22 protein-coding genes are annotated in these 26,691 nt (G+C 46.4%); 12 read left to right on the top strand and 10 right to left on the bottom strand.

Annotated elements, in window-relative coordinates; translation table 11 throughout:
* Positions 1 to 165: 165 nt before the first annotated feature.
* A complete protein-coding gene (locus ABZR88_RS18240; protein ID WP_107827393.1) occupies positions 166 to 1,464 on the top strand; it encodes an ammonium transporter in 1,299 nt (432 codons plus the stop codon).
* Positions 1,465 to 1,652: 188 nt separating this feature from the next.
* Here ABZR88_RS18240 and ABZR88_RS18235 read toward each other — a convergent pair whose 3' ends face one another.
* Positions 1,653 to 2,339 carry a hypothetical protein gene (locus ABZR88_RS18235; protein ID WP_107827392.1) on the bottom strand — a complete coding sequence of 229 codons (687 nt, stop codon included), beginning with the start codon at positions 2,337 to 2,339 and terminating at the stop codon, positions 1,653 to 1,655.
* A 59-nt stretch (positions 2,340 to 2,398) separates the two neighbouring features.
* On the opposite strand from ABZR88_RS18235, the gene ABZR88_RS18230 reads away from it, so the two are divergent.
* The 3 genes from ABZR88_RS18230 (at position 2,399) to ABZR88_RS18220 (ending at position 5,141) form a co-directional block, all read left to right on the top strand.
* Entirely contained in the window at positions 2,399 to 2,842 is a 444-nt protein-coding gene (locus ABZR88_RS18230; RefSeq protein ID WP_107827391.1) for a GNAT family N-acetyltransferase, read from the top strand.
* A 229-nt stretch (positions 2,843 to 3,071) separates the two neighbouring features.
* A complete protein-coding gene (locus ABZR88_RS18225; RefSeq protein ID WP_107827390.1) occupies positions 3,072 to 4,199 on the top strand; it encodes a M42 family metallopeptidase in 1,128 nt (375 codons plus the stop codon).
* Positions 4,200 to 4,238: 39 nt separating this feature from the next.
* Complete coding sequence (locus ABZR88_RS18220; RefSeq protein WP_107827389.1) at positions 4,239 to 5,141, top strand: sugar phosphate nucleotidyltransferase; 903 nt, start codon at positions 4,239 to 4,241, stop codon at positions 5,139 to 5,141.
* Positions 5,142 to 5,227: 86 nt separating this feature from the next.
* Here ABZR88_RS18220 and ABZR88_RS18215 read toward each other — a convergent pair whose 3' ends face one another.
* The gene (locus tag ABZR88_RS18215; protein WP_107827388.1) at positions 5,228 to 5,614 is read right to left on the bottom strand and encodes a T9SS type A sorting domain-containing protein; all 387 of its coding nucleotides are present in this window, start codon (positions 5,612 to 5,614) and stop codon (positions 5,228 to 5,230) included.
* 331 nt (positions 5,615 to 5,945) lie between these two features.
* Between ABZR88_RS18215 and ABZR88_RS18210 the strand changes: the two genes are divergently transcribed.
* The 5 genes from ABZR88_RS18210 to ABZR88_RS18190 all read left to right on the top strand — a co-directional run bounded on the left by ABZR88_RS18210 (position 5,946) and on the right by ABZR88_RS18190 (position 13,555).
* Complete coding sequence (locus ABZR88_RS18210; protein WP_107827387.1) at positions 5,946 to 6,941, top strand: glycoside hydrolase family 43 protein; 996 nt, start codon at positions 5,946 to 5,948, stop codon at positions 6,939 to 6,941.
* A 252-nt stretch (positions 6,942 to 7,193) separates the two neighbouring features.
* Positions 7,194 to 9,461 (top strand): glycoside hydrolase family 31 protein, encoded by a 2,268-nt coding sequence (locus tag ABZR88_RS18205; protein WP_107827386.1) that lies wholly within the window; start codon positions 7,194 to 7,196, stop codon positions 9,459 to 9,461.
* 115 nt (positions 9,462 to 9,576) lie between these two features.
* Positions 9,577 to 12,018, top strand: a complete 2,442-nt coding sequence (locus ABZR88_RS18200; protein ID WP_107827385.1) for a TonB-dependent receptor — start codon at positions 9,577 to 9,579, stop codon at positions 12,016 to 12,018.
* 6 nt (positions 12,019 to 12,024) lie between these two features.
* The gene (locus ABZR88_RS18195) at positions 12,025 to 13,182 is read left to right on the top strand and encodes a PepSY domain-containing protein (RefSeq protein ID WP_107827384.1); all 1,158 of its coding nucleotides are present in this window, start codon (positions 12,025 to 12,027) and stop codon (positions 13,180 to 13,182) included.
* A gap of 58 nt (positions 13,183 to 13,240) precedes the next feature.
* Positions 13,241 to 13,555 (top strand): DUF6686 family protein, encoded by a 315-nt coding sequence (locus ABZR88_RS18190; protein WP_107827383.1) that lies wholly within the window; start codon positions 13,241 to 13,243, stop codon positions 13,553 to 13,555.
* Positions 13,556 to 13,633: 78 nt separating this feature from the next.
* On the opposite strand, the gene ABZR88_RS18185 is transcribed toward ABZR88_RS18190, so the two are convergent.
* A complete protein-coding gene (locus ABZR88_RS18185) occupies positions 13,634 to 14,812 on the bottom strand; it encodes an anhydro-N-acetylmuramic acid kinase (RefSeq protein WP_107828019.1) in 1,179 nt (392 codons plus the stop codon).
* Positions 14,813 to 14,936: 124 nt separating this feature from the next.
* Between ABZR88_RS18185 and ABZR88_RS18180 the strand changes: the two genes are divergently transcribed.
* A complete protein-coding gene (locus ABZR88_RS18180; RefSeq protein WP_107827382.1) occupies positions 14,937 to 15,431 on the top strand; it encodes a GNAT family N-acetyltransferase in 495 nt (164 codons plus the stop codon).
* A 125-nt stretch (positions 15,432 to 15,556) separates the two neighbouring features.
* Here ABZR88_RS18180 and ABZR88_RS18175 read toward each other — a convergent pair whose 3' ends face one another.
* From ABZR88_RS18175 to ABZR88_RS18165, 3 genes are all read right to left on the bottom strand, one after another.
* Positions 15,557 to 17,200 (bottom strand): hypothetical protein, encoded by a 1,644-nt coding sequence (locus ABZR88_RS18175; protein WP_107827381.1) that lies wholly within the window; start codon positions 17,198 to 17,200, stop codon positions 15,557 to 15,559.
* A 273-nt stretch (positions 17,201 to 17,473) separates the two neighbouring features.
* Positions 17,474 to 19,780, bottom strand: a complete 2,307-nt coding sequence (locus ABZR88_RS18170; RefSeq protein ID WP_107827380.1) for a TonB-dependent receptor — start codon at positions 19,778 to 19,780, stop codon at positions 17,474 to 17,476.
* 86 nt (positions 19,781 to 19,866) lie between these two features.
* Complete coding sequence (locus ABZR88_RS18165) at positions 19,867 to 20,142, bottom strand: DUF2946 family protein (protein WP_107827379.1); 276 nt, start codon at positions 20,140 to 20,142, stop codon at positions 19,867 to 19,869.
* 297 nt (positions 20,143 to 20,439) lie between these two features.
* Here ABZR88_RS18165 and ABZR88_RS18160 point away from each other — a divergent pair, with 297 nt between their 5' ends.
* Together ABZR88_RS18160 and cysC are read left to right on the top strand one after the other, a co-directional pair.
* Complete coding sequence (locus tag ABZR88_RS18160; RefSeq protein WP_107827378.1) at positions 20,440 to 21,393, top strand: sulfotransferase; 954 nt, start codon at positions 20,440 to 20,442, stop codon at positions 21,391 to 21,393.
* A 37-nt stretch (positions 21,394 to 21,430) separates the two neighbouring features.
* Positions 21,431 to 21,958, top strand: coding sequence for an adenylyl-sulfate kinase (gene cysC / locus ABZR88_RS18155; RefSeq protein ID WP_107827377.1), 528 nt, complete (start codon positions 21,431 to 21,433; stop codon positions 21,956 to 21,958).
* 9 nt (positions 21,959 to 21,967) lie between these two features.
* Here cysC and ABZR88_RS18150 read toward each other — a convergent pair whose 3' ends face one another.
* From ABZR88_RS18150 to ABZR88_RS18135, 4 genes are all read right to left on the bottom strand, one after another.
* Complete coding sequence (locus ABZR88_RS18150) at positions 21,968 to 22,789, bottom strand: aminotransferase class IV (protein ID WP_107827376.1); 822 nt, start codon at positions 22,787 to 22,789, stop codon at positions 21,968 to 21,970.
* A gap of 235 nt (positions 22,790 to 23,024) precedes the next feature.
* The gene (locus ABZR88_RS18145; RefSeq protein ID WP_107827375.1) at positions 23,025 to 24,206 is read right to left on the bottom strand and encodes a D-alanine--D-alanine ligase family protein; all 1,182 of its coding nucleotides are present in this window, start codon (positions 24,204 to 24,206) and stop codon (positions 23,025 to 23,027) included.
* A gap of 103 nt (positions 24,207 to 24,309) precedes the next feature.
* Positions 24,310 to 25,887 carry a UDP-N-acetylmuramoyl-tripeptide--D-alanyl-D-alanine ligase gene (locus ABZR88_RS18140; protein WP_107827374.1) on the bottom strand — a complete coding sequence of 526 codons (1,578 nt, stop codon included), beginning with the start codon at positions 25,885 to 25,887 and terminating at the stop codon, positions 24,310 to 24,312.
* Entirely contained in the window at positions 25,887 to 26,663 is a 777-nt protein-coding gene (locus tag ABZR88_RS18135; protein WP_107827373.1) for an alpha/beta fold hydrolase, read from the bottom strand. Before ABZR88_RS18135 ends, ABZR88_RS18140 begins: the two co-directional genes overlap by 1 nt.
* Positions 26,664 to 26,691 lie beyond the last annotated feature (28 nt).

The raw sequence follows: 26,691 nt of genomic DNA, 5'->3' as shown, positions 1-26,691 counted from the left end.
CGTTCCGTTTCTTTACAAAACCCGCTCTATGCTTATTAAAAACTTGCTGAAGTAAACCCTGCATTCACCCAAAACTGCTTTAAACCCTTTTGGTGTGTGTCGCTGCAGCTTGCTTTAGCTGTACGCGCACGCTATTGCTTTGTCACTATTAAAAGAAATTAAAACATGAAAAAAATTATACCATTTGCCATATTAGTCATTGTTGTGTTGCTTGCCCTGGTGTATCCAGGTAACACAACTGCGGCAAAACCGGCAACAACATATAACGGAGCAGATATAGCCTGGATGCTGATCTCTACCGCTCTTGTATTATTAATGACCCCCGGCCTCGCCTTTTTCTACGGCGGCATGGTGCGTAAAAAAAATGTGATCTCTACCATGCTACAAAGCTTTGTTTGTATGGGGCTGATCACCATCATCTGGGTAGTATTTGGCTTTAGTTTAGCCTTTGGTGATGATATTGGCGGCGGCTTTTTGGGTAACCCTAAAACCTTCTTTATGATGCAAAACACTTTAGGTGTTGCATGGTTGGGCGGCACTATCCCGGTTATCCTTTTTGCTATGTTTCAGCTTAAATTTGCGGTTATTACTCCTGCGTTGATAACAGGTGCGTTTGCAGAGCGTATCCGTTTCAACTCATATTTGATATTCATTTCTCTGTTTATTGTGCTCATTTATATACCTCTTGCACACGCAACCTGGCACCCTGATGGATTCTTCTTTAAATTAGGTGTGCTTGATTTTGCGGGAGGTACGGTAGTACACATGTCTGCCGGATGGGCTGCGTTGGCTTCTGCTTTATATCTGAAAAAGCGTACCGAAGAATCGCACACGCCTGCACGTATCAGCTACGTAATTCTGGGTACCGGTTTGCTGTGGTTCGGTTGGTTTGGTTTCAACGCCGGTTCTGCACTGGCATCGGGCGAGCTGGCTGCTACAGCCCTGGCTACCACAACTACAGCTTCGGCTGCTGCGGCAATGTCATGGGTGTTTTTTGATATTCTCCGTGGTAAAAAGCCATCGGCTATGGGGGCTTGTATTGGTGCCGTTGTTGGTCTGGTTGCGGTTACACCTGCTGCAGGTTTCATCACCGTATCAAGCTCGCTGATTGTGGGTATAGTATCTGCCGTAGTAAGTAACCTGGTGGTAATCTGGCGTTCAAAAACCAATATTGATGATACGCTGGATGTATTCCCTTGCCACGGTGTGGGCGGTATGATGGGTATGCTGTTAACCGGCGTTTTTGCCTCTAAGAGCGTTAACGCTGCAGGTGCTAACGGTTTGTTCTACGGCGAGTTTACGCTGTTTGGCAAACACCTGATTGCCCTGGTTGCGGTATCGGCCTTTGCTTTCATTGGTTCTTACATATTGCTTAAAGTAACCGATCTGATTAGTCCGCTGCGCGTGTCTGAAGAAGAAGAGGCGCTGGGTCTGGATGCCAGTCAGCACGACGAGGAGCTGTAAGCTGCCTAAAGATATTGTTAGTAAAAAAGGGGATGCTTCGATGGAAGCATCCCCTTTTTTGTAAGTTGTTATACCTCCATCACGTCATTGCGAGGCACGAAGCAATCTCTGCGGATGCAGATTGGCCAAGCGTGTCCTGAATATCCTGGACAGAGATTGCTTCGTGCCTCGCAATGACGTTGGGGGGATCACGGTGCCGTCAACAACTGCATCTTTCGTTTCTCAGGTGGCAATGCCCGGAACTTTTTATAAGAGTCATTAATATATACTGCCAGCGATCCGCCTTCGTTGCTCATCACAAAGTCATAGCTGGGGCGATACATGGTCATGAAGTTTTCCAGTTCCTGGCCTTTCAGTGGCACAATGCTACCTACATAGGCACGGGTAAATACCGAATCGACATGACGCTCTTTTACCTCGTTAGAAAAGAACTTTTTCAGTCGGCGGGCATTTTTACCTTCGCGACTGAACCAGGTGGTTGGCGAGAGGGCATATACTTTACTTTTGCTATAAACATCGGGATACTCCACCTCCGGATTAAAGTTTGGTGAGCGGGTAGATAATACAGTCACCTGGCGCAGCGCAATACCCATAGGCACCATTTCAATGCGGGTGTTGCGCAGGTTGGTTACATACAGGGTATCTGAGATATAGCCCGGCGAAGCAAAAATGAGCGTATGCCCGGCTTCGGTATTGGCTTCAAAGCTACCGTTCTTATCGGTCAGGGTTACATATTTAGAGTTGGCGTCTCTGATGAACACGTTGCTCATTTTGCTGTTGGTGCCTTTTTCAACAACTGAGCCTTTTAGGGTTTGTGCCTGCAAGTTTTGTACCGCAAACATCGTCACCGCAATTATAAAAAGGTTTACTTTCATGGTTGAAATTTAACATTAAAACCAGCACGCAGTAGCTTGGTTTTGCATTTAACACTTTTATGACGGCAAATCAACAGATCCACCTAGAGCAGGTTAGGCAAGAAGTTACCTGGGTAATGCGCCAAAAAGCCATGTATCCTGATAAAAATTGGAGGGAAATGCAGATGCCCGAGGATGATGAAGGCACGCATTTCGGAGCATTTTTGCCTGATAAACTGGCTGGCGTAGTGTCACTATTTAATGAGGGCGATGATTTCCAGTTTCGCAAACTGGCGGTTGATCCTACCCTGCAGCGCCAGGGCATCGGCAGCGCTATTTTAAATTATATCACCCAGTATGCTGTGGAAAATGGTGCGCACCGATTATGGTGCAATGCCCGGGTAGATGCCATGGCGTTTTATGCCCGCCACGGATTTGCAGAAACCGCCAAACATTTTACCCGCGATGGAATTGATTATGTGGTGATGGAAAAATACCTGAAAACAGCAGATGAGATGGCGTAAAATATTGCATCGCGTAAGCAAAAATGGGCAAAAAAACAGCCCTCAACGGCTGGTGAGGGCTGCCAAACTAACTAAACGCTCATTAAGGGAAATTACTCTATGCAAAGAAACGGGCATGTTGTCAACTGGATGTTAAGCAATTGCTAAATTCATAAAAATCGTATAAATCATAACGTTATCCGTTGGTTTGTTATATTTGTGGCCAACGTGTTATACCTAAAAAAGCACTATGTCTAAGAAGAAATCTGAAGAACAAGAAGATAAAAAACCGCACGTGCCGGTTGTGAATGAGGCCTCGCTGAAATTCTTTGAAAACTACATCAACAATCCTTCACCTACCGGTTTCGAGTGGAAAGGGCAGGAGCTTTGGTTAGATTATCTTAAGCCATATATCGATACGCATTACGTAGATAACTACGGTACGGCAGTTGGTATTATCAACCCAGAGGCCGAGTACAAAGTAGTGATTGAGGCTCATGCTGATGAGATTTCATGGTTTGTAAACTACATTACCAGCGATGGTTTGATCTACGTGATCCGCAACGGTGGTTCTGATCATCAGATAGCGCCGTCAAAACGCGTAAACATCCATACAGATAAAGGCATAGTTAAAGCTGTTTTCGGCTGGCCTGCTATCCACACCCGCCTGGGTGGCGAGAAAGAGGAAGCGCCATCACTTAAAAATATTTTCCTTGACTGCGGCTGCACTACTAAAGCCGAAGTTGAGGAAATGGGCATCCACGTAGGTTGCGTTATTACTTACGAGGACGAGTTTATGGTGCTAAATGACCGCTACTATGTCGGTCGTGCGCTGGATAACCGTGCCGGTGGTTTTATGATTGCCGAGGTTGCCCGTTTGCTGAAAGAGAACAACGTAAAGCTGCCTTTCGGTCTGTACATTGTTAACGCCGTACAGGAAGAAATTGGCCTGCGTGGCGCAGAGATGATTGCTCACAAAATTAAACCGAACGTGGCTATTGTAACCGACGTTACGCATGACACCCAAACCCCGATGATCAACAAGATTACCCAGGGCGATCTGGCTTGCGGTCGTGGTCCGGTAGTATCATACGCACCTGCTGTGCAAAATAATCTGAATAAATTACTGATTGAAGCTGCGCAGAAAGCGGAGATTCCGTTCCAGCGTCAGGCATCATCGCGCTCTACGGGTACAGATACCGATGCTTTTGCCTATTCTAACGATGGCGTGCCATCGGCCCTGATCTCGTTGCCGTTGCGTTATATGCATACCACGGTAGAGATGATTCACAAAGAAGATGTGGACAATGTGATCAGAATGATCTATCAGGCGCTGTTGAGCATTGAAGCCGGTCAGGATTTCAGATACATCAAATAAAACCATAGAGATAATTATAAAACAATCACACATCCTCAAATGAAACCAACGTTATTGATATTGGCCGCAGGTATGGCCAGCCGCTACGGAAGCATGAAACAGGTAGACGGTTTTGGTCCTAACGGCGAAACCATCATCGACTATTCCATCTATGACGCTATCAAAGCAGGTTTCGGTAAAGTAAGCTTCATCATCCGTGAAGAATTTGCCGAGGCTTTCAAAGAGAAATTCGAACCGAAACTGAATGGTCGTGTAGAAACCGATTACGTTTTCCAAAGCTATGATCTTAAGCCTTTCGGAATTGATAAAGAAATTGAGCGCGCAAAACCATGGGGTACTGCACACGCTGTGCTTGCTGCCCGCAACCAGGTAAAAGAGCCCTTCTGCGTAATTAACGCTGATGACTTTTATGGTTACGAGGCATTTGCTAACATGGCTCAGTTTTTAACTAACGAAGCAGCTGGCGACAAATACTCGCTGGTAGGTTACCAGATTGGTAAAACCCTGTCAGACTACGGTTCAGTATCTCGCGGTGTTTGTAAAGTTGATGACGGCGGCAACATGGTAGAGATCAACGAACGTACCGAAGTTTACTTTAAAGACGACGGCGATATCTACTACAAAGAGAACGGCGAAGAGCATCAGTTAAGCGAAGATACCCGTGTATCTATGAACTTCTGGGGCTTTACTCCTGATATCTTCGGTCAGAGCGAAGAGATGTTCAGAGAGTTTGTAGCTGCTAACGAGAACAATCCTAAAGCTGAGTTCTTTATTCCGCTGGTAGCTGATAAGCTGATCAAGAGCGGTACTGCATCTTTCAAAGTTATCCCAACCTCACAAAAATGGTTCGGTGTAACTTATAAAGAAGATAAGCCTATTGTACAAGCCAGCATTTCTAAGCTGATTGAAGACGGCGTTTATCCAGAGAACCTTTGGGCATAATTGCCTCTTAATGCTATAAGTAAAAATCCCGGCCACCTTGCGTGAGCCGGGATTTTTCAATTAAAACTTACCTGATAAAACAGTCTTTACTCGGCGTGGAGCGACACCTTCTGGTCGTTCTCGTCGTTGTACACATGTACAGTCTTTTTGGCTATCTGGCCGTTATTATTTACCTCGATGGTGTAATTGCCATCGTCCATCCCGTCAAAATTGTAATCCTGGCGAATAACCGGATCGGTTTTAGAAAGCGATTCTTTCATCACCACATCGCCACTGGCGTTGGTAATGGTAACTTCTGATGCGCCCTCGCCAACTTTGCGAATGGCCAGGTGAACGCCGTCCGCATCAGGTAATGTGGTAAATATTACCATGTTTTTGGCTTTAACAGGGCCGCCATTGTTTTTGGCGTAAGCAGCTGCGCCTACTAAAAGTGCTACTATAAATAAGGCTGATGTTTTTACTAACTTTTTCATAATCTTAAAACTTACCGGTGCATTGATAATTGTTTCAATACCCAAATCAACGAACTATTTTCGTGCCGGTTTTGGATAGTAGACTATACTATAAATAAGGTAGATGAAAGCCGTTAAGTTATCGACGAGGGTGTTAATGCGGTTAAAATCACCTGTTTGCAGGTTTGGTAGCGATAGATTGATGATTCGTCGACGCCACTACAGCAATTGTCGTTTTTTGACGCCGGTATAATGTGCTGACACAATATTAGCCGGCAACACAGAGCAGGATAGCGGTTGCAAACTTTTGACTTACATTAGATCAACCACTTTTACCAATTAAAACCAACGTATGAAAAACCTGATCTTCGGCGCCCTGGTCGGATTATTGGCTGTTACCGTCCTGAATGTATCGGCACAACAAGCGCCGCTGCAATCGAGTGAGCAAAAACTAAAAGATATACGCCTGCGTGATGTTTGCGTATTGGCCGATAAAGCCAGCGGCACTTACTACATGATAGGTGCCGGTAGGCAAGCTACAGTGGTAGAGTACATCAGTAAAGACCTGGTCAACTGGACTGGCCCGAAGGAGGTATATCGCACCCCGCCTGACCTTTGGCCCGGCGCACCCATCAACGCTATTTGGGCGCCAGAGATGCATGCCTACAACGGTAAATATTACCTGTTCCTCACTTTTAGCACCAATAAACTACTGCCCGAACAATGGGATAACTGGCGCCCGCGTGTAGTGCGTGGCTCTACAATTCTTGTGGGCGACTCGCCGACTGGTCCGTTCAAGGCTTTCCTTAACCATTCCACACCATCGCCAGACTTGATTACGTTAGACGGTACGTTTTGGGTAGAAGATGGCAAACCCTATATGGTTTTTGCACATGAGTGGGTACAAATCTCAAACGGCACCATCGAATACCTGCCGCTAAAAGACGATCTGTCTGAAGCTGTTGATAAACCAAAACTGATGTTCAGAGCCAGCTTTGCCAAATGGCCAAGGCCTTCACCAACAGAGGGGTGTTATGTGACAGACGGGCCATACCTGTACAAAAGTAAATCGGGCAAGTTGATGATGATCTGGTCTAGCTTTACCAATAGCGGTTACACGGTTGGCGTGGCCATATCAGACTCTGGCAAACTGGCCGGTCCGTGGCATCATGATAATACGCCGTTGTTTGATAAAGACGGCGGTCATGGTATGCTTTTCCACTCCTTTGATGGCAAGTTGCTGATGGCGCTGCATACGCCCAATAACCGCGAGGCTCAGCCGCATTTTTATTATATAGATGATAAGGGCGAGACTTTAAAGGTGACGGGGGAGGCGCCGAGGGAGTAGTTGCGGCTTAACTTGATGACGGCGGCCAGAGGCCGCAGGATAGTCATCACTCGCGAAGACGCGAGCGATTGCGATAGTTCAAAGCGGGAAGAATACGGCAAAGCCGCATTCTTCCCGCTTCTATTTTCTTGCAGTCGCTCGGCTCCAGCCGAGTGACCGCTATCTCGCGGCCTCTGGCCACCGTCAGTTTGTTGTGTGCTTTTCCAAACGATATCCAACGCCAATCGTTATTCATCTGAATAAAAAGTGAAAATGATGCCAGCCAAAGCAACCAAAAAGACCAAGAATAACGAAGCAAAGGATAACTGTTTGATCATAAAATCGGCACATGCCGAGGCCAGGGTTTGGGTTTATTCGCCCACGATTATCCGTGTCAATATCAGCAAAAAGTTCAATGAGGCTGATGAGTCGTTTGCCGTGATCCAACAACCTCAGGCCAACATCAGCGTAAAAGAAAAAGATGGTTTGACGGTGGTGGATACCGGGGCGTTGGTGTTAAAGATCAACCCGCAAAGCCTGCAATTTAATTTTTATACCGCTGATGGTTGCTGGCTGGATGGTGATTACGAACGCTTTGGTACCGTATGGGATGATGCTAAATGGAGCAACTACCGCAAAATGCAGCCGGACGCGCGTTTTATTGGTTTAGGCGAAAAGACTGGTCCGCTGGATAGGCGGGGGCAAGCCTACGTAAATTGGAATACCGACGCGGTTGATTACGGCCCGAAGACCGACCCGCTTTATAAAACTTTTCCCTTTTTTATCGGACTACACGGTAAGGAGACTTACGGCCTTTTTCTGGATAACACGCATAGAACTTACTTTGATTTTGGTGCCAGTACAGATCATAAAATGTATTGGATGGCGGCGGATGGTGGCGATCTGAACTACTACTTCTTCGGCGCGCAGGGCGTGGCGAAGATTATTCAGGATTATACCTGGCTAACCGGTCGCATGGAGATGCCACCGTTATGGAGCCTGGGCTATCAGCAATGTCGCTGGAGTTATATGAGTGCTAAGGAGGTACTGAAGGTGGCCGGTAAATTCCGTAAAAAGAAGATCCCGGCGGATGTGATGTATTGTGATATTGATTACATGGATGGGTACAAGATCTTTACCTGGAATAAGGAAACCTTTGAAGACCCTAAGGCGATGCTGGATGAGTTGAAGCAGTTGGGCTTTAAATTGGTGATCATTGTTGATCCTGGAATTAAGATAGATAAAACTTATAAGCAGTATGATGATGGTATAAAGAAAAACTATTTCGCTAAATACGTCAACGGTGATCTATACACCGGCGAGGTATGGCCTGGGCGCTGCCACTTTCCCGACTTTTACCGGGCCGATGTGCGCGAGTGGTGGGGCAAGTCATTCAGCGCGTTGACGGAGCCTGGAGTAGAAGGTTTCTGGAACGATATGAACGAGCCCGCGGCCTGGGGCCAAAATATCCCTCCGATTGTGAAATTTGGTGATAAACCACTGAGCGAGGTTCGCAACGTATATGGTCACCAAATGTCTCGCGGAACGTATGATGGCACCAGGAAATTGTTGAAAGGCAAGCGGCCATTTGTACTTACAAGGGCGGCTTACGCAGGTATTCAACGTTACTCTGCCGTGTGGACAGGTGATAACACGGCCAACGATGCCCACATGCTATTAGGGGCACGATTGGTAAATAGTCTGGGTATAACCGGCGTATCTTTCACTGGTGTAGATATTGGCGGTTTTAGCGGCAACCCAACACCAGAGCTAATGGTGCGTTGGAACTCGCTGGGCGTTTATACGCCCATGTTCCGCAATCACGCTATGATTGGTACGGTGCGTCGTGAGCCGTGGGAGTGGGGCAGGGATAATGAGACGATCATCCGTAAGGATATTGAACAGCGTTATCGTTTGCTACCTTATTTGTACTCGGCGTTTTACCAATCGGCGCAAACGGGATTACCGGTTTGTCGCACGCTTGCCATTGAACATCCGTTTGATTTTAACGTATATAATGAGGCTTACCAGAACCAGTTTATGTTTGGCGATAACATGCTGGTGGCTCCGGCGGAAAGCGTGGCGAAGAAGGTTAAAGTATACCTGCCCGCGGGGAATTGGTATCGCTTCAGCAGCGGAGAAGCTATAAAGGGCGGTGACGTAGTAAAGGCCGACGCTCCGCTTACCGATCTTCCGGTATTTATTAGAGCGGGGGCTATCATCCCGATGCAGAGCGTTGTTCAGAACACTGCCGAGCCCGGCGATGGTATGCTGGAACTACACATTTGGGATGGCCCGCAAGCCACTGAGTTTACTTATTATGAAGATGACGGCGCTACCTATGATTATGAAAAGGGCGCCTTCTATAAACGTACTATCAGTTTTGACCCGGCACAGCAATTGGTTACGTTATCAACAGTGGAGGGGACGTTTACTTCGCGTTTCAAAGAGGTGCGTATGATGATGCATCATACCGATGGTCATCTTAAGAAGCACAAACCCTCGGAACTAACAAATGAGCCAATGGTTTTGAAGTGCTGATACTGCTTAGATAACACCCTTATAAGTCTTATTTGGAATAAATATAAATAATGCTTGCGATTGTGAGATATGTCCTTACCTTTGCCATTGTTTGTAATTAGTCTAAATAAAATAAATGAATCAATCGAAGCTTTACTCTCTGATTTTCCTGATGCTTTTTACGCTGGCCACTGTGGCTGTGCAGGCTCAAACGGGCAAAGGCACCCTAAAAGGTAAAATAATAACCACCGAAGGCAAGCCGGCCGACAACGTATCGGTAGGGTTAAAAAATACACCATACGGTGCGGTAACCGGCGAAGACGGCACTTATGTCATTAAAGCACCAGCGGGCACCTATACACTGGTTGCATCGCACATCGGTCGCCAGCCTGTAGAAACCAATGTTACAGTTGCCGCAGGTGGAACAGCTAATGTAAATACCATTACCATCAATCTGAAAAATAGTTCCTTGCAAGAGGTAAACGTATCTGGTACCAAGGTGAATCGCTTTAAAAGAAAGCAAAGCGAGAACGTGGCCAAGATGCCGCTGGCCAACCTGGAGAACGCGCAATCGTATACTACCATCAGTCGCGAATTGCTGACAGAGGAAAACCTTTTTACCGTTGATGATGCTTTGAAAAATGCGCCCGGCATTCAAAAAATGTGGGATGCTACCGGTCGCGGTGGCGACGGCGGTGGTTATTTTGTGTTGCGTGGTTTTGCTACGCAGACAGCCTTGCGTAATGGCGTATCTGGTCTGGTAACCAATACTATTGACGCCTTTAACCTGGAGCGTATTGAGGTAATTAAAGGCCCATCTGCCACCTTGTTTGGTAGCACCAAAGTAACTTATGGTGGTTTGATTAATCGCGTCACCAAAAAACCTTACGAAAACTTTGGCGGCGAGGTATCTTACTTTGGCGGCAGCTACGGCCTTAACCGTGCAACCATCGATGTAAACACGCCGCTTACTAAAGATAAAACGGTGCTGTTCCGCCTTAACTCTGCTTACAATAATCAAGGTAGTTTCCAGGATGCAGGCTTTAACAAGGGCTGGTCTTTTGCGCCAAGCTTATCTATCAAAGCCAGCAATCGTTTGTCGTTCCTGTTTGATGCCGAGTTGTTCTACAGCCGCAATGCGTTGAACACTATTTACTTCTTCCCGTATGGTACTAATATTTCGCAGTTAGGCTATACTTCTGCAGATCAGTTGCCTATAGATTATACCAAATCATACTTCAGCAAAGACCTGAATCAGCGCAGCGTAAGCACCAACTACTTCGGACAGATGACTTATAAAATCTCAGATCACTTTATATCGCAAACAAACTATACTTACGGTCGCAGTTTTTCTAACGGCTTTGGTCCGTACTTTTATCTGCTGCCGGGTAACCAGATCTACCGTCAGGATCAATCAACCCAAAATAGTAAACAGGCTATTACCGAGGTTCAGCAGAACTTTAATGGCGATTTCAAGATTGCCGGCTTGCGTAACCGCGTAGTATTGGGTCTGGATTTCACCCGCATCAACTCAGATCAGCATTTCCTGAGCGATGCATTTGATATTGCACCCATCAATAGCTCAACCTACGACTACGGCAGCTTTAATGCCGCGGGCATGACGGCTGTTTACGATACCAGCAAAAACACTTTCCATTATCCGGTAGTATCAAAATCAAACACCTACAGTGCCTACTTGTCTGATGTGCTGAATATCACCGACAGGTTAATCGCTTCTGCCGCTATCCGTATAGATCGTTTTGACTATCAGGGTTTGGAAGATGCATCTACCGGTATCACTTCCGGCGGTTATAAGCAAACGGCTTTCGCGCCAAAATTTGGGTTGGTTTACCAACTGGTTAAGGACAAGGTATCATTGTTTGCCAATTATCAGAACGGTTTTACCAATGTTACCGGCCAGGGGTATGACCTTAAACCTTTCAAGCCAGAGCAAGCCAACCAAATAGAGGGCGGTGTGAAGTTTGATGTAATTGACGGTTTACTGAGCGGTACCGTAAGCTATTACAACATTAAGGTAAAAGATATTGTACGTCCAGACACCGAGCATGCCAACTTTAGCAAACAAGATGGTACCCAGGTGAGCCGCGGTTTAGAAGCCGAAGTAATTGCTAATCCTCTGCAAGGTGTTAACGTAGTAGCCGGTTTGGCCTATAATGATTCTAAGCTGCAAAACTCTACTATTGATGTAGAAGGTTTGCGCCCAATAACCGCGGGCTCGCCGTTCACAGCTAACCTGTGGGTAAGCTACCGTTTCCAGAACCCGGCATTGAAAGGTTTGGGTGTTGGTGTGGGCGGTAATTACGCTAATGCCAATAAGGTGGTAAATAACAGAGTAACAGCAATTGTAAATGGCAAAACGGTATTAACTGGTGAGACCAATGTGTTTACCCTGCCAAGCTACACTGTGTTGAACTCTACCGCATTTTATGATAAGGGCGATTATCGCATCGGCTTGAGCGTAAACAACTTTACTAACCAGAAATGGTACACCGGCTACGGCACCGTAAACCCCCAAATGTTAAGACAGATAATTGCCAGTTTTGCCTTCCGCTTTTAATTAGTAATGACACCATTTAAAAAAACAATATTGTTTTTACACCGCTGGCTCGGGTTTATATCCGGGCTGGTGGTATTTATTGTGAGCATAACGGGCTGTTTGTTTGTTTTTCAGGATGAGTTGCAGGATGCTTTTAAAAGTTATCGCCATGTTGAGATTGAGCATAAGTCTTATTTAGCACCAAGTGAGCTGAAACAAGCTGCGCTGAAACAATTCCCGAAAGGAACTACCGGGTTTATGGCCTATTATGGCAAAGACCGCCCGGCTTTGGTGATGGTAACGACCGCGCAAAAGACCAATCGCTATGTGTACATAAACCCCTACAGCGGGCGGTATCTGCACGATGAAGATATCACCCGCAATTTCTTTATCGTGGTTGAATATATCCACCTGTATCTGTTGCTTCCGCCCAAGATCGGTCAGCTGGTGGTGGGTATTTCGGTGATTGTTTTTGTGGTGCTGCTGATAACCGGCATGGTGCTGTGGTGGCCCAAACGTAAATCAGATCGCAAGCGCAGCCTGACTATCAAATGGAACGGTCGCTGGCGCAGGGTAAATTATGATTTGCACAATGTGCTGGGTTTTTATGCTTTTAGTATCTCTTTAGTATTGGCGCTTACCGGTCTTTGTATTGCGTTTAACTGGATGAGCGATGCGGTTTATAAAACCACCAATCTGGGTAAAAGTTATGCGGTAGAAAAGTATCAGCCAAAGTCTGATTCAACAAAAAAGAGTCTGCCGTATGATGCTTCGATTACAGATCGAGCTTTTGAACAAGTGCAGCGCCAAACCCCGCAAGCCGAGATGTTCTACATCAGCGAGGCTGATCGTAAAACGCCAGCTGCTACTACCTACGTTACGGCATATTATTCTTCCATGCATTTTTACCGGTATGATAGTTATCAGTTTGATCAGTTTACCGGTAAGGTGTTAAAATATTTGCCGCACCAAAAGAAGAGTGCGGGCGAGAAAATGAACGCCGCCAATTATGATATCCACGTGGGCCAGATACTGGGTTTCCCCGGCAAGGTGATTGCCTTTTTTGCCAGCCTGATCTGCGCAAGTTTGCCGGTTACCGGTTTTGTTGTTTGGTTAGGCAAGCGCAACAAAAAGAAGCGCGATCCGCGGATCAGGCATCATAAACAGCTGGCGCCGACTGCGTAGTGTATCAACCTGAACCGTTAAACATTCAAGTTTCAACCTTAAAATAGCATCTACTCAAATGTGCGAAACAAGAGTATTAGCAACGCACGGTACCGCGCTGATTAGTCAGTGCGCCGAGTGCAAAGTGGTATATATATGGCAAAATAACCTGCTGTTTACGTTTAATATGTCGCGGTTCAATGCGTTCAAGAAATTTGTGTACGACCTGGAGTTTGACGAGCGCTCGTTACCCTTCCCCGATGGTGCCGATCGCGCGGTACTGCGTAGTCCGGAGGATAGCATCAGCTTTGCCTTTACCCGCGAGGAGTGGATGGATTTTAAATGGGCGCTGGATGATGCCAGCTGTATGATGGAGGTGTATAAGATTTTGTAGGGAGTCCGGAAGACCGGAAGTCGGAAAAGTCCGAAAGTTATTAGAAAGGTTGGAGTATGGTCCAACTTATCTTTCGGACTAAAAAGGAAAACTAAATTTCCCCATCAACACCGCGGGATTATTACCAATAACCAATGGCTCGCCACAAAGCGCTTCATTGCCCAGCAAGGCAAACAAGATAGCTTCTTTAGCATCAGGATCAATACCCAAATCGGCCGTATTGCCAATTTTATCCGGGAAGTTTTGCTGCAGCTGATTTACTACAAACGGGTTACGTGCGCCACCGCCGCTCAGCAAAATATGATCAACATCGATAAAACTATTGCTGATAAAAGTGTTGATACTTTGCGCGGTTAAAGCGCTCAATGTTGCAACCAGATCATTTGCAGAAATATGGGTTGTATTTGATGTTTGTTGCGCCTGTTTTACATATTCCAGATTAAAAAGTTCTGGCCCCGTGGTTTTGGGCGCAGCTTCTTTAAAGAAAGGATGAACTAGTAAGGCTTGCAACAGATCGTTATTCACCTTTCCTGAAAAAGCGATAGCCGAATCTTCATCAAAAGCTTTATTAAAAAATTCGCGACAAGCTGCATCAATCAAAGTATTGCCCGGGCCGATATCGGTACAAACCACTTCGGCGCCGTTACTGTTGCCTGGTAACCATGTTAAATTGGCAATACCACCAATATTGAGCAAAATGCGGTTCTCGCCCTGTTTGCTGCCCAAAATTACGTCGCCATATAAGGCTAATGGCGCGCCCTCACCACCGGCGGCAATATGTTTCTGACGGAAATCACTGATGGTGATGATGCCCGTTTTTACGGCAATATGATCAGCGTCGCCAATCTGTAAGGTAGCGTTCGGATAGTTGGGTAAACCATGCAAGCGTTTAGGTGCATGGTAAATGGTCTGCCCGTGACTGGCAATAAAATCCACCTCTTTACGCTCTATGTGCCATTGTCGCAAAGTATCCAATATCAGCTGCGCATGGAAGCTGCCGGTATAAGCATTGAGCAGGCAAAGCTTCTCCAGATCAACCTGTTTTTTAGCAAAGATCTGCTGAATGTCTTTTTTATAATCATCGCCATAAGGCACTGTCATAAAATTAACCAAGTCGAACCGGGTGCTCATGTCATGCCCGCTGAAACGGCATAGGGCAATATCGAGTCCGTCAAGCGAGGTGCCCGACATGAGGCCAACGGCCAGTCGCTCCGGTTTTTGTGCGATATCAAAAAGTTGCTGCAGGTTGCGGTTCATGCTTTTACGAAGATAGTTTTGTGAGCTGAAAGCTGAAAGGATAAAGGCGAAAGGTTTTACGGTTAATGACAAAATCCTGTCAATCCTGTCAATCCGTTGCATTCTGGTTCTATTATATTTGGGCATGTACAGCATCAGAAAAGCAACCGTTGCAGATACCGAAACCATCAGAACCATAGCTAATGATACTTGGTGGGCTACCTATTCAGCCATCCTGGAAGAGGAGCAGATCAGTTTTATGCTGAAAGAAATCTATGCGTCTGAGAAAATATCGGCCCAGTTAGACAACGGCACGCAAACTTACTTGTTGCTGGAAGAACAGGGTAGGGCCGTAGCCTTTGCCGGTTACTCCCCACGCGAGGAGGATGCCGACATTTATAAGTTGCACAAACTCTACTGCCTACCCGAAACGCAGGGCAAAGGCTACGGCAAAATACTCATCAACGCAGTGATTGATCAGACTAAAGCTGCCGGCAAACATACGCTCGACTTAAACGTGAACCGTTACAATAAAGCCCGCAGCTTTTACGAGAAAGTGGGTTTTGCTGTAGTTTATGAGGAGGATGTACCTATCGGTCCGTATTGGATGAATGATTATGTGATGCGGCTGGAGTGGTAATCAGCACATAGGTCTGTCATCTCGACCGTAGGGAGAGATCTTTTCGGAGCGATCAGATGGGACGCATGCTCGAAAAGATCCCTCACTCCGTTCGGAATGACAAAAGTGTTTTAGTTATAACCCCCTTACAGCCCCGCTGCTGCCGGATGCGATACAACGGTAATTTGCACTGGCTTTGTTGTAGCTGTTGATGATTTGTCGGAGTTACTGTTATCATCCGATGCATCTTCTTTCTTACCCGCTGCGCGTAGTTTGATAAGCTTGTTGAGGGTATCAAACCAAAATGGCGCCCCCAGGCAAACGGCAAAGGCCGTTAGCAAGAAACCAAGGAATTTCTTGGCATCAAAGCACTGCACAATAACGTATTTCAGCTTGCGAATGCCTCCCCACTGGTTATAGATGTGATGTAGTATGGCCTGGTTTTTTGCGGCGTTATATTTGCTGATAAAAGCAGCCGTTGGGTTAACCGGAGCTTTTAGTGATGAGTCTTTTTTGGATGCTAACAAAGCCTGTGTGTATCTGCCATGTACCACATAAAAAGTGTCAACCACGCGACGGGTAAGCCAGCCGGTGTTGGCATCGGCATATTTTTTCATGGTATCTGCCAGGCAGGCTTGCTCGGCAGGGTTGGTGGTGTGGCTCAGTTGCAGTACCAGCGTATCCAGGTTGTTTACTACCGCTTTACGGTTTTCTTTGCTGCGCTTAAACTCGGCGAGCGCTTTAGCGCTGTCTTTCTTCATGCCATAATCGCCCCAGCCTAAGGCCAGGATCTGGTTGGCACGTACTACGCCAGAGTCTATGGTGTGTTTGGCTTCATCAAGGTGCTTTTGATATCCTGCCTGTATTGCCTTCAGGGCGGCTGTGTCTTTCGCAATACTGTCGGTGCCGGCGGTTAAACGTTTTACCCGTGGATCGTCTTTGTAGGCGTCAGCCTGTTTAACAGAGAGTTGCACCAACTGGTCGCGCGCGTCTTTATCGGTAGATAACTTGCCTGCAATGTCAATCACATCCACGTTAAAGGTAACGGCCAGGAAAATACCAATAACAAAAAGAATAACCTGGGTGCGACGTTTGTACCAGCCAGATACCCGGTTCATGCTATCATCAAACCAGGTTTCTAGTTTCTGTTCAAACAACTCAAGGTCGTTTTTACTATTGTTAAGGTGCATCATCAGCACCTTTAATGTATCGGTTTCAATAAAGCGGTGAACAACGGGAATTTGCTCAAACTCACCAATATAATATTGTAACAGCGTTTTGATCTTGTCAAAATCATTGAGGCTTTGCAGTGCTTGCTTTACCTGATCTGTGGCTGTGTTGTTGCCCTGCTTTTTTACCTGATACGCGGCAATGGCATCTAACTTGTTGTTGAAATCGTCCTTCAGGATATCAACCAGTACGGCCGAGAAGTTTGGCGTGGGGATGTAGGACGGCGTTGGGAAAACCTGGTTGGCGCCATAATTTTTAATCAGCGGATGATCGTAAAATAAATGGCCAAGTTTCGGCTGTTCTACTGCCGGGCGTTTAACAAATGGGATGAGGTACCAGATCTCCTTAAAAAAGCCGCCGATGCCTCTGATGATGGATTGCCATTTAGAAATATCAGGCGTGTTGCAAAGCATCCCGTTTACAATACCGTCTTTCAGGGTACGGGCACGCAGGGCCAGTATGGTAGCAATGGCTTCCTGGATGGAAGTAGCGAGCAGACTGTACAATAAAAAAATGAAAACGATGCCAATGGCAACATCTAAGATCACATTGTTGATCATCGGAGGTTAGAAGGTTTAAGCGCAGTTTAACCGGGGCTGTTGTACCGCGTGGTGATTGTTGGCTGAAATTATTTATAAAAAACAATAAATAAAAGCGCTAAACAATTTGTTAATACTCATAAACGACCAGGCCCCGCAATTGCGGGGCCTGGTCGTTATTTTAAGCTATGTCATGCTGAGGAACGAAGCATCTTTGCAGACAATCAATCTAGATTTGCATCAGAGATGCTTCGTTCCTCAGCATGACATGGTGGTGGGTATGTTATTAAGGCCTTACTTAATATTCAACGGCAGATAGAAGCCGAAGGTAATGTTACGGCCTGGGTTAAGCACGCCGTAAGTAGGATCTTCCTGCGACAGACGGCCCGGGCGCAAACGGTTCAACGCATCGTAGTACGCTTTGTTGGTGAGGTTGTTACCCGATACATAGATTTTGAGTGGCTGGGCGCCCAGTTTAAAGGTAGCGCCAATACCAGCGTTGATCAGTGTGTAAGCATTTGTTGGGGTTTCAAACGTGTCGTCAATGCGGTACTGCTTGAAGTAATTATCCAGACCTACCGACGCATAGAAATCTTTCAGCGCTTTTATTTTCGGCTCAAAACGCAACGTGTTATGGATCACACCCGCCGGAATAAGCGGCAGTGGGCGGTCGAACGAGCGGTTTTCTGCATGGGTATAAGAATAAGTGTTATCCAGGTGCAGGAATTTTGTTGGATGCAGGTTGAGGCTACCCTCCACGCCGTACAGATTGGCATTTACCTGGCCGTAGCGATAAACATCAAATGTTTGGCTGTTGCCGCTGTCATTGATTACGGTAATCTGGTCGCCTTTGTGGGCTGATGCATAAATATAATCGTGGATATAGTTTTCGTACACACCAAAGCTGCCGTTCAGCATCCCGGCGTCAAACTCCAGTGTTGCATCAGCCTGGTAGCTGCGCTCGGGCGAAAGATTTGGATTTCCTATCTCATAACGTGAGGTACCTTCGTGTACACCGTTAGAGCCCAGCTCTGCTGGGTTTGGCGCACGGAAGGCCGATCCGGCGTTAGCCTTAAAGTTCAAGCCTTCGCTAAACACATGGGTATAGCCCAGCGCTCCGCTCAAATTACTGAAGCTGTTTTTAAAGCCTGTAAACTTCTGCTCACCATCGACGCTGAATGCTTTGCCGTTGTTGTTAATATAATCATAGCGTAAACCAAGGTTGAAGGTGTTATTCTCGTTCCATGTTTTTTTAGCATAACCAAACGCGCCTATAGCAAACTGATCATAAGCTGGTACCAGAAACTCGGTGCCTTTGTTCAGGCTATGCTCGTCAGATGTGCTCAGACCAATAATCGGCTGCCAGCCGTTGCCCTCGGGCAGGTAATATTTAGCATCCAGCGAGTAGGTATTCAAATCGAAGAATAATGCAGGAGTTGGACTGTCTAGCTCACGACGCTGGTTTTTCTGATAACCCAGATCGAGCTTTAAAGAGCCGGTACCGATGAGGAAGTTATTGTTCATGGCCAGTTTGTAGTGGCGGATGTCTTGACGGGGATAATCCAGCGTGCGGTTGGTGCCATCGGTAGTATACAGCGGGTCGCCCGGATCTGAATCATAGAAACCGATGTTGTTCTTAAAGTAAGAGAAGTTTAAATGCGAGTAGCCCCATGATTTATTTAAACCCAACATGCCGCTCAAGCTGGTATTGTTAAAGCCACTGTTGATGTAATAGCCATCGGGTGTTTTAAAATCATAGGCGTTTTGGTATGATGCACGGCCGCGCCATACAAAACCGCCTTGGTTACCGGTTAACATCACCGAGTTATTGCTCAATCCGTTGTTGGTAGCATAGCTTGATAATACTTCGCCTTTAATATGGCCTTCCGCAGGCGCTAGTGGCTCCAGAATGTTTACCACACCGCCAATAGCGTCAGATCCATATAGTAACGATGATGCACCGCGCAGCACCTCTACACGGTCGCCTTGATTTTGGTCAATCTCCAGCCCGTGCTCATCGCCCCATTGCTGGCCTTCTTGTTTCACACCGTCAGACAGGGTAACCACGCGGTTATAACTCAAACCGCGGATAACCGGCTTAGAAATAGCACCACCGGTGGTAATCTGGCCAACCCCCGGCACCTGTTTAGACAAGGCGTCGATCAGGTTAGTTGAGGATGCCGAAAGCAATTGGTCTTTAGACACACTGGCTGCCGAAGTACTGTTGCTTTTGCTGTTACCGGTGATAGGTGTGCCGGTAATGACCACTTCGCGGGTTTCTACAATGCTTGGCGATAGCGAAAAATCAAGCGAGCCGCCGGTTGAAACATCAACCGTTTTGATGATAGATTTATAGCCTACAGAGCGGGCCTCTACCAAAAAACGACCTTTAGATGGTAACGAGCGGAAGGTATAATTGCCGTTAACATCTGCCACGGTGGTTAAACGCAATTGGGCAATGGTAACGGTTGCTCCGGGTACACCTTGTTTGCTTTGTGAGTCGGTTACTTTGCCGCTAAGCTCGGTGGCCATGGCGTGGCCATATAAAAATATAGGGAGGATGACAGCTAATAGAAAGCTGCATACAGATTTCAATTTCATTTTCTAGTATTTAACTGATATAAAAACAATAAGACAGGTTGAATGCGCGTACGTTTAGTAAAACGCCGCAAATAGAGAAAGTGCAGTTAAACAACCGGAGGACCGCGATCAAACGCGAAGAGCATTAGTATGCGGTGATACTGTGCCTGGGCAACTACCGCATATGTGTAATGACTGCTCTGAATGGTAAAAGAAAAATGTTGCAGCGAAACAATGGCCGTGAAAGCATGGCTCAATTGACAGATCTTACAGTTATCTTCCTGCGATCCGCTTTTTGAAGGCTTGCTGCTTTGTTCGGTACGATTATGCGCGTGCGTAATTACAATGGCCTGCCCAATGGCAAAGCACAATAGCAAAAACATGGCGCTTAATATTTTAATCGTGTTCCGTTTCACAGTTGGAGTGTGCCCAAATATAATTATCCAACGTGTTTTAAGTGTTAACTGTTGTGATTTGAGTAACGATATAACCAAAATGTTGCAATTGTATGAATTACGGTCAGCGGATTTATGGGATGATCTGAGGTTTGAAATTTGATTTTTTAACTTCCATCGCTAAAATCTATTTATTAATAGTGGTCATGATATTTAAATTCCATAATTTATTCCGGTTTTATAAATCTGGCCGCTGAATCTAACCCCTGTAACTCTAATTAACTTATGGAAGACTTTTCGCTTAAAAACTGGATTCCGTATGGGCTTAAAAACCAAGACGGAATGCTGCTTTGCAACTGGTTAAATACCGGTCAGGAACCTTTTGTTAAGCCTTTTTTTGATGAAACAATTTCGCAGATTAAAAGTAAGCGCAGGGTTGGTTCGTTCACGTCTTCAAGTAGTTTGTCGATGATGGAAGATTGGTCGGGCAATATTACGGGCATTTCACCGGGTGCGTTGATATTTCATACATCAAGATGTGGTTCTACGCTTATTGCGCAATTGCTTGCTACCGCAAATCAGCATATTGTTCTGCCTGAGGTGCCTTTCTTTGATGATTTGCTTCGCTTACCCTACCGTGGTCAAAGCTTTGGAAACGAGGAAATATTGAACTTGCTTCGGGCTGCCATTAGCTATTACGGACAAGTAAGAACGGGGCAAGAACAGCGCTTGTTTATCAAAACCGATAGCTGGCATATGTTATTCTTCGATCAGTTACGGGCGCTTTATCCAACGGTGCCATTCGTGCTGATGTACCGGCATCCGGCCGAAATTTTCAGATCATTAAAAAAAGTGCCCGGACTGCAATCTGTACCGGGCCTTATTGAGCCTGCCGTATTTGGATTTAACCCTGACGAGATGTATGATCTGGATACTTATATTGGGATGGTGCTTGCAAAATATTTTCAGCAATACCTTAACATTATAGCTCAGGACGATAATTGTTTAATGGTCAATTACAACGAAGGTCCGATGCCGCTGATCAATAAAATAGCGGCTTTTACCAACACCCCGTTAAGCAGTACAGATTTGGCAGCCATGACTGCGCGCAGTCAGTATCACTCAAAAAGACCCACAGAGGTTTTTGTTGAATCAATAACGGGAGATGTACCAGCCTGCCTCGAAAAGGCGATGGAGCTATACCTGCAGGTTGAAGAGAAACGCTTCGCTACCGCATAAAAAAAATGAAGAAAGGTATAAATAATAAGAAGCAACCATGATTATTTGGCTGATGGGCTTACCGGGCTCGGGGAAATCAACCCTTGCCACAGCACTAAAAGAATCGTTTGACAAAGCAGATGTTCAAAGCTTTGTTTTAGATGGCGATGTTTTGCGCAAAGGGATTTGCGCCGATCTGGGCTTTTCGGTAAAAGACCGTTCTGAAAATGTAAGACGCATTGCACACCTATCGAAATTGATGAGCCAGGCTGGCCTAGTTGTTATTGTTGCGTCTATACTTCCGCTGGAAGAGTTAAGGGTATTAGCCAGAGAAATTATCGACGACGAGGCTTACTACGAAATATATTTGAAATGTCCGTTAAATGTATGCCAGACCAGAGATCCCAAAGGCTTGTATAAAAAAGCGCTCAACGGAGAGGTGAAAGACTTTACCGGTATTTCTGCTCCATTTGAAGAGCCTGTTCAGCCAGATCTTGTCATTGATACCAATAAACTATCGGGCGAACAGTCTTTGGAGATCATATTACAGTCAATATTATTGCCTGAACAGGGAAGAGGGCTGTAAGGTGTCCGGTTATTCCTTCTCCATCAACCCAAACAACTGACGATTAATCTCTCGCACAACCGGTCCGGGCTGGCCATCACCGATAGGGCGGCCATCAACGGCAACCACAGGATGTGCCTGGCGGGTGGTGCTGCTCAAAAATGCTTCTTTAGCAGCAAAAAGATCGTCCATGGTAAAATCGCGCTCCGCAACGGTATAGCCGGGAATGTTAAGTCCCATAATTTTTCCGCGGATCACGCCTTTCAGAATGTTGTTCTCTGCCGTTAAAATCTCGTTATTGGTAACGATGAAAAAGTTTGACCGCGGGCTCTCGCCCACAATGCTGTTGTAGTAATACAGAATCTCGCCGACGCCGCTTTCACGCATTTGTTTCTGCAAACGGATGGCCTGTACATAATCAATGCTTTTGACTGATGGCAGCTGTCGCTGATAGTGGTAACTCATCAGTTTGATACCGCTATCAGAAAGATTTTTGATCACAAGTGGTGTTTGCTGGATAATCAGGTTGGCAGGCCCGGTTATCGTAAACCCGTCATCAGAATAACCGCCGGTGAGGATCAGTTTAATGCCAGAGTCGGGAATGTTGTTTTTTGCAATCAGTGTACTGATCATCCCTTTCAACTCATTGAGGGTGAAAGCGATTTCCAACCCCATTTCATCAGCGGAGTGGTAAAAACGATCCAGGTGATCATCCAGAAAGATAGGACGATTGCCAATGGTCTTGAAAAAATCAAACAAGCCATAACCGCGCTGGATGGCCAGATCGCGCACGTTCAGCGTAGCTTCTGTCGCCGGCAGTAATTGATCATTGATGTAGATGTAGTTTTCCATAACAACCTCCCAACCCTCCCCGAGGGAGAGGGCTTTTTTTTAATCCCTCCCTTGGGAGGGGTGTGTTTGGTTTGTATAGTGGCAGGGAGGGGTTTAATCCGGTCGCTTATCAATTATGCTTAGCGGCTATACCCCTCCCTGCCCGCGCGCTATCCCATCGCGCCCCTCCCCAAGGAGGGATCTGCTTGTCGCTATTAATGTCCTGCCAAAGGGGAGGATTTAGGAGGGGTTAGTATTACCCTTTCCCCATTTTAGACAAGCCGGTTGTCTTCATGCTGAAGATGTTTTCGCTGTAGCTCATTACCAGGTTCTGGCGTTCGCGCTGACGTTTCATGGCGGTGTCTACCATATCTTTCAGCAAGCGATCAAATTTCTTATCGGTTGCCTCCCACAGGTAAAACGATAATGAACCCGGAATGGTGTTGATCTCGTTTACATAAACATCGCCGGTTTGAGTATCAGTCAAAAAGTCGATACGCGATACGCCCGAGCAATCCAGTATGCGGAAGGTTTCTTTAGCCAGCGTTTGGATTTTGGTTGATAACTCTGCCGGAATGTTGGCCGGGATCTGGCGCTTGGTGCTGGTCATGCCTTTAGAACCACCGCCTTTGGCATTGTTAACATATTTATCTTTATAGCTCAGGATGTCGCCTGCGCCCAGTGGCTCCTCGCAAACAGAGGCTGCCTGCTCGTTGGCATCACCTAAAACAGAACAATTAATCTCTTTCAGGTTTTGTACCATGCGCTCTACCAGGATGCGCGATGAAAAACTGCCCGCCAGTTCAACAGCGTCTAACAATTGCTTCTCGTCCGCTGCTTTAGACACGCCCACGCTTGAACCCAGGTTTGATGGTTTTACAATTACCGGGAAACCAATCTCTTTTATTTTGGCAATGATTGCTGTTTGATTAGTATGCCAGCTACGGTCTGTAAACCAGGTATAGTCTACCACAGGCAAGCCGCTTTCTTTCAGCACCATCTTCATCATGATCTTGTCCATACCTACCGCGCTCGAGAGTACGTTGCAGCCTACAAACGGAATGCCTTTCAGCTCCAGCAGACCTTGCAGGGTGCCATCCTCGCCGTTGGTGCCGTGAATTACGGGGAAAGCCACATCAATTTTACCCAGATCTTTCTTGCCGAACAGACCTGTTTTAACCGGGTACAGGTTAAAATCGCCAAAAGAAGGCGACAGGTAGATCTCTGTACACTGGGCCAGCAATTGGTCCAGGTTTTTGTAGTTGTCTACATTCATCAAGGCATCGCCGGTGTACCATTTGCCGGCTTTGGTAATGTATATGGGGGTGATGGCATACGCACTTTTATCAAACGCGCTCATAGCCTGCTGGGCAGATATTACAGATATTTCGTGCTCTACCGAGCGGCCGCCAAAAATAACGCCAACTTGTATTTTCATTGTTCTATAACGAGGTATTCTTCTTTATAAATGTAGAGCCACCTAATTGTGGCTGCCTATGGTTTATTATTAAGAGCCACAAATATGTGGCTCTACGATTTTTTTATGATTCGTAGGTGTCCGGCAAATCATTCTCATACAGCAACACATCGCCAGCCTTTACCATGGTACCCAGGTGACCGGTGGCATCTTTAAAATTCTGCGCCATATAGATCTGCTCGTCCGGGTAGTTTTTGTTTTTCAGGCCTTTTAAAATAGCGGCAGAGTTGGTTTTGGCCACCACCACCACATAGTCGCAACTATCGGCCATTTGCTCGCCCAGCAGCATGTTGTAGTGCTCCTGTTTGTCGCCTAGTTCAATCATACCCGGGGTGATGATGATCTTGCGGGTGCCTTCAATGCCTTTCAACACTTCCAGCGCCATTTTAGAGCCAACTGGGTTAGAGTTGAAGGCATCATCAATAACGGTAACGCCATTGCCATGTACTTTTACCTCCAGGCGATGCTGCACCGGCTCCAGTTTCTTTATTGCAAAAGCAATGCTGGTGTCTGATACGTCTAGGTTTTTAGCCACAATGTATGAGGCCAGAATGTTGGATAAATTGTAGCTACCCACCAAACGGGTTTGGAAAGTGCCTTTGGCTTCACCTTTATGGAATACCGTAAACTCAGAGCCACGTGCCGAGTAAGATACGTTGCCGATATAGTAATCTATCGATGGATCTTCCGCAGAGTAATAGGCTGTTTTCCTGTCGCTCACCGGGCGGTTGGCCACAAACTCATAGTCGTGGTTCAGTACGGCCAGCGCACCTGACGGCAGCGCATCAATCAACTCGAACTTGGTTTTCTGTACGTTCTGGATGGTTTTGAAAGTTTCCAGATGCTGCTCACCAACGGCGGTAAGGATACCGATGTGCGGATGCACCAGATCGCAGATCTCTTTAATATCATGAAACTGCTTGGCGCCCATCTCGGCAATAAATACCTGGTGGGTGGCCTGTAATTGCTCGCGAATGGTGCGGATCACGCCCATAGTGGTGTTAAAGCTACCTGGGGTCATCAGCACGTTGTATTTTTCAGACAGCATGCGATGCAAAAAATGCTTGGTGCTGGTTTTGCCATAGCTGCCGGTAATGCCGATGATAATCAGGTCTGGGCGCTCTGAAAGTATGCGCTGCGCATCTTTGTAATACCAACGATTTACGCTGGCCTCTACAGGAGCCATCAGCATGTTAGCCACAAAGATGAGCACGAAGCTCAGGAACGTCAGGAATGCCAGTCCCCAGAGCGACATTACCCCGTTGTGCGCAAAAATGGCATGCACACCAGCCAGTATCACGGTTAATGCAAACAGGGTTGCGAACAACCGCGTAGCGCGCGAGGTAAACACCACTGGCTTTTTCTGCTTTTTGGCGAACAGCATCCAGGCCAGCAGACCAAAGCAACTGATAAATGCCAGCGCCGTAACCAGCGGACTAGCCAAAAAGATCAGCACGCCGGTGATGGCCAGCATAATCACCTCCCAAATGCGCGGGCCGATTACTAAGTTGTTTTTGAGCCATTTGCCATAACGCTCGTTACGGTAGGAGTTTAGCTGCATCATGTGCAGCTCATAGCGCAGTTTGGCAAATGCGTAAATCAGCAGGGCAATTAATGCCAGTATCAATAGGGCTTGCTCCATTAATTGTTCTTCTTGTCGGGCGTTAAAAAGTTGTTCAGTATAATCAAAAATTCACCCAGTTTCTCTATAAAGCTAAAATGTCCTACACCTTTCAGTACTACGAGTCCGGCGTTAGGTATCAGTTTCTCCATGGTTTGGCCGTCGCTCAGCGGGGTGGCCGTGTCGTTCTCGCCCCAAATTAATAACGTCGGAGCCTGTATTTTCGGCATAACGCTTTTCAAGTCGGCGTTAACACATTTCACCATGATCTGCCGCATCATGGCCGAGGCCGCGTTGTAATCGGTAGACCCAGCCGTTTTGCGGTAGTTGTTAATCATTTCCTGGCCTTTGGTTTTGCCCAATAACAATGGCAACACTTTCTTTGCCAGTTTAAACGAGTAAACTTTAAAATAGTATTTCAGTTTGCGTTTAGGCTTAATTCCCGCCGCGTCTATTAATAATAATTTATGTACCGGGTTGCGCGACGCAAACAGGATAGATACCCTGCCGCCGTGCGAGTGCCCGCCCAGTATAGGGTTGGTAATGCCTTTCAGTCTGAAAAACTCTTCCAGAAAATCCACATAGCCTTCAACACCCCAAACTTCTTTCGGTTCATCGCTCGCGCCAAAGCCTGGTAAGTCAATGGCAATTACCCTGAAATTGTTTTCAAATTGTTGCTGAACCCGGGTGAACGCCTGCAGATTTGATCCCCAGCCGTGCAGCAAAACCAGGGGCATGCCTTCGCCGGTTTCTTTGTAGTTGATTTGTAGACCTTTTACTAACAGGGTTTGCTCCATGATTGGCAAAGATAGTTAGTTTGGTTAA

It is taken from the genome of Mucilaginibacter yixingensis, from assembly GCF_041080815.1.
GTDB classification, from domain to species: Bacteria; Bacteroidota; Bacteroidia; order Sphingobacteriales; family Sphingobacteriaceae; genus Mucilaginibacter; species Mucilaginibacter yixingensis.
Note: the sequence above shows the minus strand (reverse complement) of the source record. Positions and strands in the feature narration are given on the sequence as shown.